Genomic DNA, 14,733 nt, shown 5'->3' with positions numbered 1-14,733 from the left:
CGGCCAGGGACCTGCTGCAGGTAGCGCGAATCTTCTTCACCCGCGCGGCCGCCAGGGAGTGCGCCCGCCCGTCTCCGAGGTACTGCATGACACCGCTTCGCCATCCGCTCGCCCTGGCCATCGCCCTTACCCTGCCGTCGACCGTCGTCATGGCCGCCGAAGTCCCGCCACTCGAACTCGGCTACAGCGTGGTCAGCGCCAGCGCCCTGGCCAGCAGCGTGCAGGAGATGACCACCCCCGCCGAAGTGCTGGAAGGCGACCAGCTGGTGCTGCGTCGCGGCGCGACCCTCGGCGAGACTCTCGAGGGCCTGCCTGGCGTGCGTGCGGCGAGCTTCGGCGCCGGCGCCAGCCGCCCGGTGATCCGCGGCCTGGACGGCGGGCGGGTCAAGGTGCTCAGCGACGGCGTCGACGTGCTGGATGCCTCCACCGCCAGCCAGGACCATGCGGTGGGCGTCGAGCCGCTGCTGGCCGAGCGCATCGAGGTGCTCAAGGGGCCGGCGACCCTGCTCTACGGCGGCGGCGCCATCGGCGGGGTGGTCAACGTGATCGACAAGCGGGTGCCCACCTACGTGCCGGAGAACGGCGTCGAGGGCGAGCTGGAGCTGCGCGCCAACAGCGTAGCCAACGAGGGCGCCGGGCTGTTCGGATTGACCGCCGGCAGCGGCAACCTCGCGGTGCGTGTCGAAGGCGTCAAGCGCCAGGCCGACGACTACGAGATCCCCGGTGCCGCGGGCGAACCGCGCAGCAACAAGCAGGCCGGCTCCTACAACGACACCGACAGCTACAGCCTGGGCGGCAGCTTCATCGGTTCACGCGGCTACCTCGGCCTGGCCTACAGCCGCCAGGAGAACCGCTACGGCCTGCTGGCCCACGAGCACGTCGACTGCCATCAGGACGCCGCCCTGTGGCACTGCGGCGAGCACGGCCACGACGAGGAGGAGCACGAAGACGAGGAGGAGCACCACGACGAGGGCGGCGCGGTGCCCTACATCAGCCTGCAGCAAGACCGCTGGGATCTGCGCGGCGAGCTGAGCGAGCCACTGCCGGGCTTCGAGCTGGCGCGCCTGCGCGTCGGCCACAGCGACTACCGGCACGCCGAGATCGAGGGGGGCGAGAAGGCCGCGGTGTTCGAGAGCCGCGCCAGCGAGGCGCGCCTGGAGCTGACCCACCGGCCGCTGCTCGGCTGGCACGGCGTGCTCGGCGGGCAGACCACTCAGCGCGATTTCGCCCGCTTCACCGCAGAACACCCCATGCCGCAGACCCTGACCCGCAACCATGCGCTGTTCCTCCTCGAGGAGTACCGCGCCGGCGCCTGGCGCTACGAGCTGGGCGCGCGCCACGAGTGGCAGGACATCGACGCCGACTCCGGCGCGCCGGACAGCGACCACGCCGGCACCTCGCTGTCGGCCGGCGCGGTGTGGACCTTCGCTCCCGAGTACTCGCTGGGCCTGTCGCTGTCGCGTGCGCAGCGCCTGCCCAGCGCCGAGGAGCTGTACGCCTTCGGCCCGCATGCCGCCAGCCGCACCATCGAGCAGGGCAACCCGGAGCTGGAGGAGGAAACCTCGCACAATGTCGAGCTGACCCTGCGCAAGTTCGCCGGGGCGACCACCTTCACGCTCAGCGCCTTCCACAACCAGGTCGACGACTTCATCTACGCCGCCGACCTCGGCCTCGATACCGAGAGCGACTTCCGGGTGGTCGAGTACCGCCAGGCCGACGCGGTGCTGACCGGCGTCGAGGGCGAGGTGCGCCACCAGTTCACCGACAGCTTCGCCGCCAGCCTGTTCGGCGACTCGGTGCGCGGCCGGCTGAAGGACGGCGGCGACCTGCCGCGCATCCCCGCCGACCGCCTCGGCGTGCGTCTGGAGCAGCGCTTCACCAGTTCGCTGGACGGCCAGCTGGAGTTCTACCGCGTGCAGCGCCAGGACGAGCTGGCCGACTTCGAAACCGAGACCGCCGGCTACAACATGCTCGGCGCCGGGCTCAGCTACCACGGCAGCCTGAGCCAGACCGACTACCAGCTGTACCTCAAGGCCGACAACCTGCTCGACGCCGAAGCGCGCCAGCACACTTCCCTGATCAAGGACGAGGTGCTGCTGCCGGGCCGCAACTTCACCGTCGGCATGCGGGTGAATTTCTGACCCCATAAACGAAACCGCCGGCGCATGGCCGGCGGTTTCGTTGCGTCTGCAGGTCAGCCGATGGTCATCAGGCTGGCGTTGCCGCCGGCGGCGGCGGTGTTGACGCTGAGGGCGTGCTCGATCAGCAGGCGTTCCAGCGGGATGTCGGAGTCGCCGTGGCTCAGGCCGTTGACGCCGACGATCGCACCGGGGCGCTTGGCGGCCAGCTGGCAGACTTCACGCAGCTGGTCGGAGTCGCCGTGGTGGATGATGGCGTCGAACATGACATCGCTGGTGGCCCAGTCGCCGATCAGCTGGATGCCTTGCTGGACAGCACTGGGCAGCTGGCCGAGCAGCTTGCGGCTGGCCGCGTTGTCCGGCCACAGCACCTGGCAGCCCACGGCGAGCACCGCGGCCAGCTGGGCGAGCTGGTCCTGGGCATCGTCGGCCAGGCACAGCACCCGCTCGCGCGGCAGCAGGCTGTAGGTGTTGCGCTCGCCGGTCGGGCCGGCCAGCACCTGGGTGAGGCCGCTCACGGACAGCGCCGCGTAGCGCTCGGCCAGTGCGGCCAGCTCGGGCTGCTGCTTGCGCGCCCACTCCAGCAGGGCCTGGAAGGCCGGGCCCCTGACATCGCTGCGCTGCGCCTCGCCGTCCAGCAACTGGCGGGCCACCGCGTCCTGCGGGCGGGTGGCGAGCAGGCGGTACTGGTACAGCGGGCCGCCGGCCTTCGGACCGGTGCCGGACAGGCCCTCGCCGCCGAACGGCTGCACGCCGACCACCGCGCCGACCATGTTGCGGTTGACGTAGAGGTTGCCGACCTTGGCGCTGTCCACGACCTGGGCGATGGTCTCGTCGATGCGGGTGTGCACGCCGAGAGTCAGGCCGTAGCCGCTGGCGTTGATCTGCTCGAGCAGGGTGCTCAGCTCCTCGCGACGGTAGCGCACCAGGTGCAGCACCGGGCCGAAGATCTCGCGCTTGAGCTCGTCGAAGCTGTCCAGCTCGATCAGGGTCGGCATCACGAAGGTGCCGCGCTTGATTTCCTCGCCCCTGGCGCGCGACAGCTGGTGTACCTTGCGGCCCTTGTCGCGCATGGCCTGGATGTGGCGCTCGATGTTGCCCTTGGCTTCCTCGTCGATCACCGGGCCGATGTCGGTGCTGAAGCGCTCCGGGCTGCCCAGGGTGTATTCGGCCATGGCGCCCTTGAGCATCGCCAGCACGCGGTCGGCGACGTCTTCCTGCACGCACAGCACGCGCAGGGCCGAGCAGCGCTGGCCGGCGCTGTCGAAGGCGGAGGCGATCACGTCGACCACCACCTGCTCGGTGAGCGCCGAGGAGTCGACGATCATCGCGTTCTGCCCGCCGGTCTCGGCGATCAGCGGCAGCGGGCGGCCCTGGGCGTCGAGGCGACCGGCGAGGTTGCGCTGGATGATCCCGGCGACCTCGGTGGAGCCGGTGAACATCACGCCACGGATGCGCTCGTCGGCGATCAGCGCGGCGCCGACGGTCTCGCCGCGGCCCGGCAGTAGCTGCACCGCGCCGGCCGGCACGCCGGCCTCGAGGAGGATGCGCACCGCCTGGGCGGCGATCAGCGGAGTCTGCTCGGCCGGCTTGGCCAGCACGGTGTTGCCGGCGGCCAGCGCGGCGGCGACCTGGCCGCTGAAGATCGCCAGCGGGAAGTTCCACGGGCTGATGCACACCACCGGGCCCAGCGGGCGGTGGCTGTCGTTGGCGAAGTGGTTGCGTGCCTGCGCCGCGTAGTAGCGCAGGAAGTCGACCGCCTCGCGCACTTCGGCGATGGCGTTGGCGAAGGTCTTGCCGGACTCGCGGACCAGCAGGCCCATCAGCTGCTGGATCTCGGCTTCCATCTGGTCGGCGGCGCGCTCCAGCACGGCGGCGCGCTCGGCCGGCAGGGTGGACTGCCAGATCTGCCCGCTGGACACCGCGCACAGGGTGGCGTTGCGCACGTCCTGCACGCTGGCCTCGAACACCTGGCCGACGAGGTCGCGGTGGTCGGCGGGGTTCTTCAGCGCCTGCGGCTCGCCGGGCGCCGGGCTGTCGCAACCCAGCATCGGCATCGCCTGGTAGGCGTTGTTGGTGCTGACCAGCAGCGCCGAGGACAGCGAGCCGAGGCGATGCTCGTTGGCCAGGTCGATGCCGCTGGAGTTGAGCCGCGCTGCGCCGTACAGCTCGCGCGGCAGCGGGATGCGCGGGTGCGGCAGGCCGAGGGTGCCTTCCTGGGCGGCCATCTGCTCGACCTGCACCACCGGATCTTCCACCAGATCCTTCAGCGAGATGCTGTGGTCGGCGATGCGGTTGACGAACGAGGTGTTGGCGCCGTTCTCCAGCAGGCGGCGCACCAGGTAGGCCAGCAGGGTCTCATGGCTGCCGACCGGGGCGTAGATGCGGCACGGGCGGTTCAGCTTGCCGTCGGCGACCTTGCCGACCACCTGCTCGTACAGCGGCTCGCCCATGCCGTGCAGGCACTGGAACTCGTACTGGCCGGGGTAGTAGTTCTGCCCGGCCAGCTGGTAGATGGCCGACAGCGAGTGGGCGTTGTGGGTGGCGAACTGCGGGTAGATGGCTTCCGGCACCGCCAGCAGCTTGCGTGCGCAGGCGATGTAGGACAGGTCGGTGTATGGCTTGCGGGTGTACACCGGGTAGCCTTCCAGGCCCTCGACCTGGGCGCGCTTGATCTCGCTGTCCCAGTAGGCGCCCTTCACCAGGCGGATCATCAGGCGGTGGCGGCTGCGCTTGGCCAGGTCGATGACGTAGTCGATCACGTACGGGCAGCGCTTCTGGTAGGCCTGGATGACGAAGCCGATGCCGTTCCAGCCGGCCAGCTTAGGCTCGAAGCACAGGCGCTCGAGCAGGTCGAGGGAGATTTCCAGGCGGTCGGCTTCCTCGGCGTCGATGTTGATGCCGATGTCGTACTGCTTGGCCAGCAGGGTCAGGCCGAGCAGGGTCGGGTACAGCTCGTCCATCACCCGCTCGTGCTGGGCGCGGCTGTAGCGCGGATGCAGGGCGGACAGCTTGATCGAGATGCCCGGGCCCTCGTAGATGCCGCGGCCGTGGGAGGCCTTGCCGATGGCGTGGATGGCCTGCTCGTAGGACGCCAGGTAGCGCTTGGCGTCCTCGTCGGTCAGCGCGGCTTCGCCGAGCATGTCGTAGGAGTAGCGGAAGCCCTTGCTTTCCAGGGGGGTGGCGTTGGCCAGCGCCTCGGCGATGGTCTCGCCGGTGACGAACTGCTCGCCCATCAGGCGCATGGCCATGTCCACGCCCTTGCGGATCACCGGCTCGCCGCTCTTGCCGATCAGACGGTTGAGCGAGGAACTCAGGCCGCTCTCGTTGTGGGTGGAGACCAGCTTGCCGGTGATCAGCAGGCCCCAGGAGGCGGCGTTGACGAACATCGACGAACTCTGGCCGAGGTGCTGGCTCCAGTTGCCGTTGCTGATCTTGTCGCGGATCAGCGCATCGCGGGTGGCCTTGTCGGGGATGCGCAGCAGGGCTTCGGCCAGGCACATCAGCGCCACGCCTTCCTGGGAGGACAGCGAGAACTCCTGTAGCAGACCCTGCACCAGACCCTGGCGGCCGCTGGCGCTCTTCTGGTTGCGCAGCTTCTCGGCGATGCCCAGCGCCAGCTTCTGGCTGGCTTCGGCCAGCTCCCTCGGCATGCGCGCCTGCTCGAGCAGCATCGGCACCGCCTCGGTTTCCGGGCGGCGGTAGGCGGCGGTGATCGAGGCGCGCAGCACCGACTGCGGCAGGATGCTCTCGGCGAAGTCGAGGAACACCTGCAGGCCCTGCTCGCTCAGCGACTCCAGCGGTTCCTCGCCGGCGGCCACCGCCAGGCCGTTGTGCTCGGCCGGGGTCATGCCGCTCTCGATCTGTTCGAGGTAGTTGAAGATCGCCTGCTTGATCAGCCAGTGCGGGGTGCGGTCAATCTGCTGGGCGGCCTGCTTGAGGCGTTCGCGGGTGGCGTCGTCAAGTTTCACGCCGAGAGTGGTGGTGGCCATGGCTTGTCCTAATATTTGGGTGTGGCGCTGCAAAGCACCCTGAAGATTAAACACGAAAAACCGCAAGGTGCAACCGGGTGCAACCCATAAATTCTTTGGGGGCGACGGGCGTGATGCGGGGGTGTTTTGTGGGTGTTACCTTTCTGCACTGGCGTGGTGCGGGAGGCGTGAAATTCAGGAAAAAATGCTACAAAAAGAAGCATTTAAGGTTTTCATGCCGGTAAGTGACAAAAAAGTGAAACCTTTTGCCGGAAATGGGTTGCACCTTCTGTTTGGGTTTGCCTAGATTAATGGCATCGAAGGTGCAACCGGGTGGTCCGGGCGCAGCAGTCGAAAGAGCTCCTCAATAACAATCGCATGGGATCCCCCCTCATGAGCATGACTAACCCGACCCTGATCACCTTCGTGATCTACATTGCGGCGATGGTGCTGATCGGCTTCATCGCCTATCGCTCCACCAACAACCTTTCCGACTACATCCTCGGCGGGCGCAGCCTCGGCAGCTTCGTCACCGCGCTGTCCGCCGGCGCTTCCGACATGAGCGGCTGGCTGCTGATGGGCCTGCCCGGCGCCGTCTACCTGTCCGGCCTGTCCGAGAGCTGGATCGCCATCGGCCTGATCGTCGGCGCCTACCTCAACTGGCTGTTCGTCGCCGGCCGCCTGCGCGTGCAGACCGAGCACAACGGCAACGCGCTGACCCTGCCGGACTACTTCACCAACCGCTTCGAGGACAACAGCCGCATCCTGCGCATCTTCTCCGCGCTGGTGATCCTGGTGTTCTTCACCATCTACTGCGCCTCCGGCGTGGTCGCCGGTGCGCGCCTGTTCGAGAGCACCTTCGGCATCTCCTACGAGACCGCGCTGTGGGCCGGCGCCGCCGCCACCATCGCCTACACCTTCGTCGGCGGCTTCCTCGCGGTGAGCTGGACCGACACCGTGCAGGCCAGCCTGATGATCTTCGCCCTGATCCTCACCCCGATCATCGTGATGGTCGCCACCGGCGGCATGGACCCGACCTTCGCCGCCATCGAGCTGAAGGATGCCGCCCACTTCGACATGCTCAAGGGCGCCAGCTTCATCGGCGTGATCTCGCTGATGGCCTGGGGTCTGGGCTACTTCGGCCAGCCGCACATCCTCGCCCGCTTCATGGCGGCCGACTCGGTCAAGTCGATCCCCAATGCCCGCCGCATCTCCATGGCCTGGATGATCTTCTGCCTGGCCGGCGCGGTCTCCGTGGGCTTCTTCGGCATCGCCTACTTCTCCGCGCATCCGGAGCTGGGCGTGGCGGTCAACGAGAACCCCGAGCGCGTGTTCATCGAACTGGCCAAGATCCTCTTCAATCCGTGGGTCGCCGGCGTGCTGCTGTCCGCCATCCTCGCCGCGGTGATGTCGACCCTGAGCTGCCAGCTGCTGGTGTGCTCCAGCGCCCTGACCGAGGACTTCTACAAGGCGTTCTTCCGCAAGGGCGCCAGCCAGACCGAGCTGGTCTGGGTCGGCCGCGCCATGGTGCTGCTGGTCGCCGTGATCGCCATCGCCATCGCCTCCAACCCGGACAGCAAGGTCCTCGGCCTGGTGTCCTACGCCTGGGCCGGCTTCGGCGCCGCCTTCGGTCCGGTGGTGATCCTCTCCCTGCTGTGGAAGGGCATGACCCGCAACGGCGCCCTGGCCGGCATGCTGCTCGGTGCGGTCACCGTGATCCTGTGGAAGAACTTCTTCGGCTGGACCGGCCTGTACGAGATCATTCCGGGCTTCATCCTCTGCACCCTCGGCATCCTGGTCTTCAGCCGCATCGGCAACGCTCCGTCGGCCGCCATGCTCAAGCGCTTCGACGAAGCCGAGAAGGAATACCAGGACGCCCATCTCTGATCACCGATTGATCCGACCGCGCCGTATGGCGCGGTCGGTAGCGTCAACCAGGCACGGAGCAGTCCGTGTTTTACGGCCCTCGTCATGGCAGACGCGGGCCGTTTTTTTATCGACGGCCGGGTGCCTGCGCTATGCTGCGCGGCTGTTTTCTCCCCTGCACAGGCCGACCATGACCGACACTCCGAAGAATCCGCTGCACGGCGTCACCCTCGAAGCGCTGCTCACCGAACTGGTGGCGCACTATGGCTGGGACGGGCTGGCCCAGCGCATCGATATCCGCTGCTTCAAGAGCGATCCCAGCATCAAGTCGAGCCTGACCTTCCTGCGCAAGACGCCCTGGGCGCGGGAGAAGGTCGAGGCACTGTACGTGCGCCTGCGCCAGGGGCGTGGCTGAGGACGCGGCTGCGTTGCCTGCCGCGTCAGCCCGGTACGGGTTCTCATGCGTTGTGCCAAGCAATCGACATCGTGGCAGGGGGCTCGCGGGTATCCTGTGGCCACTGGCCAGCGGCCGCTTTTTCGCGGCCGGCCAGCTCTCACGTTCCCATCGAGATTGCCTCCCGAGCATGTTCATGACGCTTACCGATCCACGACCGGAATACGCGGCGCTGACGGCCGTCGGCCGGGTGCGCGAGCACAACGAGGATGCCCTGCTGTGCTGCCCACCGCTGAACCTGTGGGCCGTGGCCGACGGCATGGGCGGCCATCAGCGCGGCGAAGTCGCCAGCGCGCTGGCCCTGAAGACCCTGCGCAGCCTGACCCAGCGCGGTGAGGATCTGGTCGGCGCCATCCGGGGCGCGCATGCGGCGATTCTCGCCGAGGCCGAGCAGGAGCAGGGCAGCCGTGGCATGGGCACCACCCTGGTGGCGGTGCGCTTCAGCGGCGCGGACTTCCAGCTGGCCTGGGTCGGTGACAGTCGGGCCTATCGGCTCGGCGCCACGGGCATCGAGCAGCTGAGCCGCGACCACAGCTGGGTGCAGGCGATGGTCGATGCCGGGCAGCTGACGCCCGAGCAGGCCGGCAGCCATCCACGGCGCAATATCGTCACCCAGTGTCTCGGCCAGGCCGACCAGGAACTCCAGGTCGATCAGCTGCAGGGGCGCCTGGGCAGCGGCGAGCTGCTGCTGCTGTGCAGCGATGGCCTGACCGGCGAACTCGGCGATGCGCAGATCCAGCAGATCTGCACCCACGCCGGCACCCTCGAGGCGATGGTCAGCGAGCTGGTCGAGGCGGCCAACCGCGAGGGCGGCAAGGACAACATCAGCTGTATCGTGCTCGGCCTGAGCGGGCCGGCAGCGCCACCCGCCGAAGAGCGGCCGCGCGGCTTTTTCGAAAAACTGTTGAAACCCGCAAAATCCTGATCCGGCACCTATCCCATGAGTGACAGCGCACTGCAAATCCCCGGCTACACCCTGCATGGCCCACTGGGCAAGGGCGGCATGGCCGAGGTCCACCTGGCCACCCAGCAGTCGCTGCAGCGCAAGGTGGCGATCAAGATCCTCAGCAAGTCCGAGAGCCAGGAGTACATCCAGCGCTTCATCAAGGAAGGCCACCTGGTTGCCTCCCTGCATCACCCCTCGATCATCACCATCTACGACATCGACCAACTGGCCGACGGCCGTCACTACCTGGCCATGGAGTTCCTTCCCGGCGGCGACCTGGCCCGGCACAAGGGCGAACTGTTCGCGCCGCAGCGCGCGCTGGCGATCGTCCGCCAGATCGCCAGCGGCCTGGCCGTGGTGCATGACCAGGGCCTGGTGCATCGCGACGTCAAGCCGGCCAACATCCTGTTCCGTGGCGATGGCACGGCGGTGCTCACCGACTTCGGCGTGGCCAAGGACCTCGACCTCGACAGCGAGCTGACCCAGTTCGGCATCGCCGTCGGCAGCCCGGCCTACAGCAGCCCGGAGCAGGCGCAGTGCCAGCCGCTGGACGCGCGCAGCGACATCTACAGCCTCGGCGTGATCCTGCTGGAGATGCTTACCGGCAGCAATCCGTTCCGCGCGGGCAACTACACGCAGACGGTGATGAACCACGTGCAGCTGGTGCCGCCGCCGTTGCCGGCCGCCCTGGCGGGTTGCCAGAGTCTGCTCGATCGCATGCTGGCCAAGCAGCCGCAGCAGCGCTTCTACGACTGCCGCGAGCTGCTGGCGGCGCTGGACGAGGTCGACCTGAGCGACCCGGATGTCACCCGCATCGGTCCGGCCGTGGCGGTGAGTGCCGCCCGCGAGCGTGCTCCGGTCGCTGCGGGCAAGCCGGCCCGCGCAGGCACGCCGCGCAAGTCGTGGCTGGTGCTGCTGTTCACCAGCGTGGCGCTGATCGTCACCCTGACCGCCGGCGGCCTGTACTGGCGTCAGCAGGCGCAGATCGATGACCTGCTGGCCCAGGCCGAGCAACGTCTGGCCGCGGGACAGCTGGTGGCGCCGGCTGGTGGCAGCGCCGAACACTACTTCCGCGAAGTGCTGGCGATCGACGCGCGCAACCAGGCCGCCCAGGCCGGTCTCGAGCGGGTCAGGGCGAAGCGCATCGAAGGTTTCCTCGAACTCGCCGAGCAGCGTCTGGCCGCGGGACAGCTGGTGACGCCTGCCGAGGACAGCGCCGAGTACCATTTCCATCAGGCCCTGGCCCTGGACAGCGGGCATGCCGGCGCCCTCGACGGTCTGCGCCGGGTGCTGGCCGCGCGGATTGCCCAGCAGCTGGCGCGCGCCGAGCAGAGCATTGCCGATCAGCGCCTGCTGCTGCCCGCGGACGACAGTGCGGTGCACTACTACCGACAGATCCTCGACTGGGCTCCCGACAACGAGCAGGCTCTGGCCGGCCTTGCGCGGGTTGCCGCGCTGTACCGCGACATGGCCAATGGCGCCTACCGGCGCGGCGACTTTCCCGCCGCCCTGGCTATGATCGAGCGCGGCCTGCAGGCGCAGCCGGACGATGCGCAGCTGCTGGCGATGCACGGTGAGCACCAGCAGCTGGTGAGTTCGGCCCGTGCGGCGAGAAGGGCGTCGACCAGTCGCCCGGCCCCGCAGCAGGCAACGGCGCCGGCTACTACTAGCAGCACGGAAACCAGCAACCCGGTCAAGCGGGTGTGGAACAATCTATTCGGCAACTGACAGGGAGTCGTCGCCATGCTGGCGGCGCACACGGGACAGGGTTCAAGGCACATATGCTCAAACTGCACTTCAAGGACGGCCGCCAGGCTCCCGTCTGGCTGGTCGAGGAGCGCTTCACCATCGGTCAGGACCGGCGCAACCAGTTGGTGCTTGGCGATCCCGGCATCAGTGCCCTGCACGCCGAGATTCGCCAGCAGGATGGCCACTACTTCCTCAGCGATTGCGACAGCGCCACCGGCACCTTCGTCAACGACACCCGCATCACCGCAGCCTACCAACTGCGCCCCGATGATCGGCTGCGCTTCGGCAGCGTCGAGCTGCTGCTGCTCGAGCCGAGTAAGGCGCCGATCCGCCCCGACGCCACGGTGCGCTGGTTCCTGCAGGTGGCCAGCGGCGAGCAGATCGGCAAGAAGTTCCAGATCCAGCCGGGCAGCATGGGCTTTGGTCGTTCGCCGAAGAGCGAACTATGCTTCAGCGACCCCGAACTGTCGCGCCGTCACTGCGAGTTCTTCCTCAAGGACGACGTCTTGGAGGTCAAGGACCTGGCGTCGGCCAATGGCGTGTACGTCAACCAGCGCAAGGTCGGCACCGCCACGCTCAAGCCCGGTGACGAGGTGCGCATGGGTTCGGTGAGCCTGTTGGTGATCGGCCCCAGGATCGACACGCCGATCGAGGCCGAGGCGGCTGACGATGCCGACGCCACCCAGTTCGTCCGTGCTCTGGATCTGCCCAAGCTGGACAAACCGAAGACGGCCAGCTCGCGGCCCACCGCCAATCCGCTGCGGGCTGCGGCCCAGCCGGCGGCTGCAACGGCGCCCGCCGGTGGTCTGAGTCCGCTGCATGTCGGCCTGATCGCCGGCGGAGCCCTGCTGCTGGCGGGTGCTGCCGTGCTGATGATGTTCTGAGCAAGAGGGGCTGATCGCCGGTTGCGATGGGTGGTGCTGCGAGTAGCTGACCGGTTGCAGCCTTACGCTGTTCGGCCCCCTGGACTTCGAAAGTGCACCTGGGCGCTGTACTCATAATTCATGAGTGTGGCGACGAAACTTCGGGACAGATGCTGATTGGGTTGCGCTGCGGAGATAAGGAATATTGCAGACGAAAAAAAGCCCCGCAACGCGGGGCTTTTTTGGATCAGGCGTCTTAGATGACTTGAACCTGATCAGCCTGCATCCCTTTCTGGCCCTTGGCAGGCAGGAAGGAGACAGCTTGGCCTTCGCTCAGGCTTTTGAAGCCTGCGCTTTCGATTGAGCGGTAGTGGACGAAAAGGTCGGCACTGCCGTCAGTCGGCGTAATGAAGCCGAAACCTTTTTCATCGTTGAACCATTTTACGGTGCCATTTTGACGACCAGACATGATGTATCTCCAAGGTGTAATAAGGCTGCGACGCTGAAGTATTCAGGCCGAGACTGAGACGCTAAAAGCAAGACGAACCAAGGAGATGAAGCGAAGAAGCATCAAGCCGAGTATCGAAGTGACAATTGCAAAGCAGTGAGATCAATGTACTCGCTTTATTGGGGATGTATAGCTTTATTTTTCCTGTGGTCTTTGCAAGGGCTGGAATAAGGCAATTATTTGAGCGGTTTGTTTTTATCAGGAACGCGCAAGTCTTTGAATTTGAAAGAGCTGGCGCGGTAATTCGGGAAGCGGAAATTATTTCCACGAAAAGTGCGGGTGAGCCGGCTTGGGGCTCTGGCAGCGCGCCAGGCCCGGCGTGCTTGAGCACGCCTCTGGACCGCCAGGGCCGTGACCGCTGGCGTTTTGGCAAGCGGCGATGAGCCCTGATCGAGTGAATCATGGCCGGTCTGCGGCAGCCGCTACTCGCCGACCACCACCCCTTCGCGGCGCGGATCGGCGCCGCCGAACAGTCCCTCGGGCGTGCGCTGGATGGCCTGCAGGCCGCTGGGCAGCTCGCTTTCGCCGACCTCGTGGCCCTGCGCGCGCAGCGCCTCGAGGGTGGACGGCGGGAAGCGGTCCTTTTCCAACACGGTGGGGCCGTTGAAGTTGGTGAAGTTGGGCAGGTCGATGGCGCGCTGGGCATCGAGCTGCCATGGGTACAGGCCGAGCAGGGTCTTGCCGGTGAAGTGAATGATCCCCGCACCGCCCGGCGAGCCCAGGCTGGCCAGCAGGCCGCCGTTCATGCCATCGAATACCAGGGTCGGACTCATGCTCGAGCGCGGTCGCTTGCCCGACTCGACGCGGTTGGCCACCGGCCGGCCCTCGCTGTCGCGTGGCGCGAGGGCGAAGTCGGTAAGCTGGTTGTTGAGCAGGAAGCCGCCGGGCAGGCCGCTGCCGCCGTCGCTGAGCAGACGGGCACCGAAGGCCTGTTCGACGCTGCTGGTCATCGCCAGGGCGTTGCCCGCGGCATCGACGATGCTGATGTGGCTGGTGCCGTACTCTTCCTGAGCCGCCTGCGGCGCCCAGGCCAGCGGCACGCCACCGGGCACGCCGTGGCGCGCCGTGCCCATGCTCCTGTCGCCGATCAGCGCGGCGCGCTGCTTGAGGTAGGCGGGCGCCAGCAGGCTGCGCCAGTCGCCGGCCGGCGGTGCCACGAAAGCCGGGTCGGCGATGTACTGGGCGCGGTCGGCAAACGCCAGCTTGGCGGCCTCGCTGTAGCGATGGAGGAATTCGGCCGAGGGGCGACTGTCCTCCAGCGGCTGCTCGAGGACCGGCAGCTGCTCCAGCAGGCCGAGGATCTGCATCTGCGTCAGCTGCCCGGAGGAGGGCGGCGGGAAGCCGCACACCCGGTACTGCGCCAGCCACAGCTGGCACAGCGCCTCGCGGCGCAGCGGCTGGTAGCGCTGCAGGTCGGCCAGTTGCAGGCGGCCGGGGTTGTCCGGGTGCTGGCGCACCTTGCCGACCATCGCCTGCGCCACCGCTCCCGTGTAGAAGGCGGCGCTGCCGTGGCGGGCGATGCCCCGCAGCACCTGGGCCAGCGCCGGGTTGCGCAGCCGATGGCCGACCGGCAGCGCCGAGCCGTCGGCGCGGTAGTAGAAGCTGGCGGCAGCCGGGTCGCGGCGCAGGTGGGCGTCGGCGGCGAGCAACTGGTGCAGGCGCGGACTGACCGCGAAGCCCTGCTCGGCCAGCTCGATGGCCGGCACGAACAGCACCGCCCACGGCAGCCGGCCGTGGCTGCGGTGCGCCGCCTCGAGCATCTTCACCAGGCCGGGCACGCCGACCGCGCGGCCACCGACCACCGCGTCGATGAACGCCATCGGCTGGCCGTCGCTGTTGAGGAACATCTCTTCGTCGGCGTCGGCCGGTGCGGTTTCGCGACCGTCCCAGGCGTCCAGGCGTTGGCCGTTCCAGTGCAGCAGGAAGGCGCCGCCACCGATCCCGCTGGACTGCGGTTCGACCAGGCCGAGCACCATCTGCACGGCAATCGCCGCATCCACCGCGCTGCCGCCGGCCTGCAGGATCTGCCGGCCGGCCTCGGCGGCCAGCGGGTTGGCGGCGGCCACCGCGTAGCGCTGCAGCTGCCAGCCGGGTTTGGCCTGGTAGCCGCTGGCAGCCTCCGGCTGGATCGGGCGGATTTCCAGGGTCGGTTCACGGTCGCGGGCGCAGGCAGTGAGCAGCAGGGTGACGCTCAGGCCGAGCGCGCAGCGCTGCAGCCAGGGGTGACGCGGGATCACG

Annotated in this window: 10 protein-coding genes; 7 read left to right on the top strand and 3 right to left on the bottom strand. The window is 67.8% G+C overall.

Annotated elements, in window-relative coordinates:
* Positions 1–86 precede the first annotated feature (86 nt).
* Positions 87–2,141, top strand: a complete 2,055-nt coding sequence (locus tag BM297_RS17780; RefSeq protein ID WP_092433983.1) for a TonB-dependent receptor — start codon at positions 87–89, stop codon at positions 2,139–2,141.
* Positions 2,142–2,194: 53 nt separating this feature from the next.
* Here the strand turns inward: BM297_RS17780 and putA are convergent, their stop codons facing one another.
* Entirely contained in the window at positions 2,195–6,130 is a 3,936-nt protein-coding gene (gene putA, locus BM297_RS17775; RefSeq protein WP_092433980.1) for a trifunctional transcriptional regulator/proline dehydrogenase/L-glutamate gamma-semialdehyde dehydrogenase, read from the bottom strand.
* A gap of 372 nt (positions 6,131–6,502) precedes the next feature.
* Here putA and putP point away from each other — a divergent pair, with 372 nt between their 5' ends.
* The 5 genes from putP (at position 6,503) to BM297_RS17750 (ending at position 12,008) form a co-directional block, all read left to right on the top strand.
* Entirely contained in the window at positions 6,503–7,996 is a 1,494-nt protein-coding gene (gene putP / locus BM297_RS17770; protein ID WP_092433977.1) for a sodium/proline symporter PutP, read from the top strand.
* Between the two features lie 169 nt (positions 7,997–8,165).
* On the top strand, positions 8,166–8,390 hold the full coding sequence (locus BM297_RS17765) for a VF530 family protein (RefSeq protein WP_092433975.1): 225 nt from the start codon (positions 8,166–8,168) through the stop codon (positions 8,388–8,390).
* Positions 8,391–8,565: 175 nt separating this feature from the next.
* Positions 8,566–9,354 (top strand): PP2C family protein-serine/threonine phosphatase, encoded by a 789-nt coding sequence (locus BM297_RS17760; protein ID WP_394328025.1) that lies wholly within the window; start codon positions 8,566–8,568, stop codon positions 9,352–9,354.
* Between the two features lie 15 nt (positions 9,355–9,369).
* Positions 9,370–11,103: a serine/threonine-protein kinase gene (locus tag BM297_RS17755; RefSeq protein WP_092433969.1), complete on the top strand. Its 1,734-nt coding sequence runs from the start codon at positions 9,370–9,372 to the stop codon at positions 11,101–11,103.
* 53 nt (positions 11,104–11,156) lie between these two features.
* A complete protein-coding gene (locus BM297_RS17750; protein WP_092433966.1) occupies positions 11,157–12,008 on the top strand; it encodes an FHA domain-containing protein in 852 nt (283 codons plus the stop codon).
* A 235-nt stretch (positions 12,009–12,243) separates the two neighbouring features.
* Here the strand turns inward: BM297_RS17750 and BM297_RS17745 are convergent, their stop codons facing one another.
* Complete coding sequence (locus BM297_RS17745; protein WP_090313280.1) at positions 12,244–12,456, bottom strand: cold-shock protein; 213 nt, start codon at positions 12,454–12,456, stop codon at positions 12,244–12,246.
* Positions 12,457–12,581: 125 nt separating this feature from the next.
* Here BM297_RS17745 and BM297_RS21660 point away from each other — a divergent pair, with 125 nt between their 5' ends.
* The gene (locus tag BM297_RS21660; protein WP_139231080.1) at positions 12,582–12,878 is read left to right on the top strand and encodes a hypothetical protein; all 297 of its coding nucleotides are present in this window, start codon (positions 12,582–12,584) and stop codon (positions 12,876–12,878) included.
* 39 nt (positions 12,879–12,917) lie between these two features.
* On the opposite strand, the gene BM297_RS17740 is transcribed toward BM297_RS21660, so the two are convergent.
* Positions 12,918–14,732, bottom strand: a complete 1,815-nt coding sequence (locus tag BM297_RS17740; RefSeq protein ID WP_217648284.1) for a gamma-glutamyltransferase family protein — start codon at positions 14,730–14,732, stop codon at positions 12,918–12,920.
* Position 14,733 lies beyond the last annotated feature (1 nt).

Source organism: Geopseudomonas sagittaria, from assembly GCF_900115715.1.
In the GTDB taxonomy this organism is placed as follows: domain Bacteria; phylum Pseudomonadota; class Gammaproteobacteria; order Pseudomonadales; family Pseudomonadaceae; genus Geopseudomonas; species Geopseudomonas sagittaria.
Note: the sequence above shows the minus strand (reverse complement) of the source record. Positions and strands in the feature narration are given on the sequence as shown.

Coding starts and splice junctions, on each gene's coding strand:
- putA (WP_092433980.1), bottom strand. CDS start 6,130: ATGGCCACCACCACTCTCGGCGTGAAACTTGACGACGCCACCCGCGAA.
- BM297_RS17760 (WP_394328025.1), top strand. CDS start 8,566: ATGACGCTTACCGATCCACGACCGGAATACGCGGCGCTGACGGCCGTC.
- BM297_RS17780 (WP_092433983.1), top strand. CDS start 87: ATGACACCGCTTCGCCATCCGCTCGCCCTGGCCATCGCCCTTACCCTG.
- BM297_RS17745 (WP_090313280.1), bottom strand. CDS start 12,456: ATGTCTGGTCGTCAAAATGGCACCGTAAAATGGTTCAACGATGAAAAA.
- putP (WP_092433977.1), top strand. CDS start 6,503: ATGAGCATGACTAACCCGACCCTGATCACCTTCGTGATCTACATTGCG.
- BM297_RS17750 (WP_092433966.1), top strand. CDS start 11,157: ATGCTCAAACTGCACTTCAAGGACGGCCGCCAGGCTCCCGTCTGGCTG.
- BM297_RS17765 (WP_092433975.1), top strand. CDS start 8,166: ATGACCGACACTCCGAAGAATCCGCTGCACGGCGTCACCCTCGAAGCG.
- BM297_RS17755 (WP_092433969.1), top strand. CDS start 9,370: ATGAGTGACAGCGCACTGCAAATCCCCGGCTACACCCTGCATGGCCCA.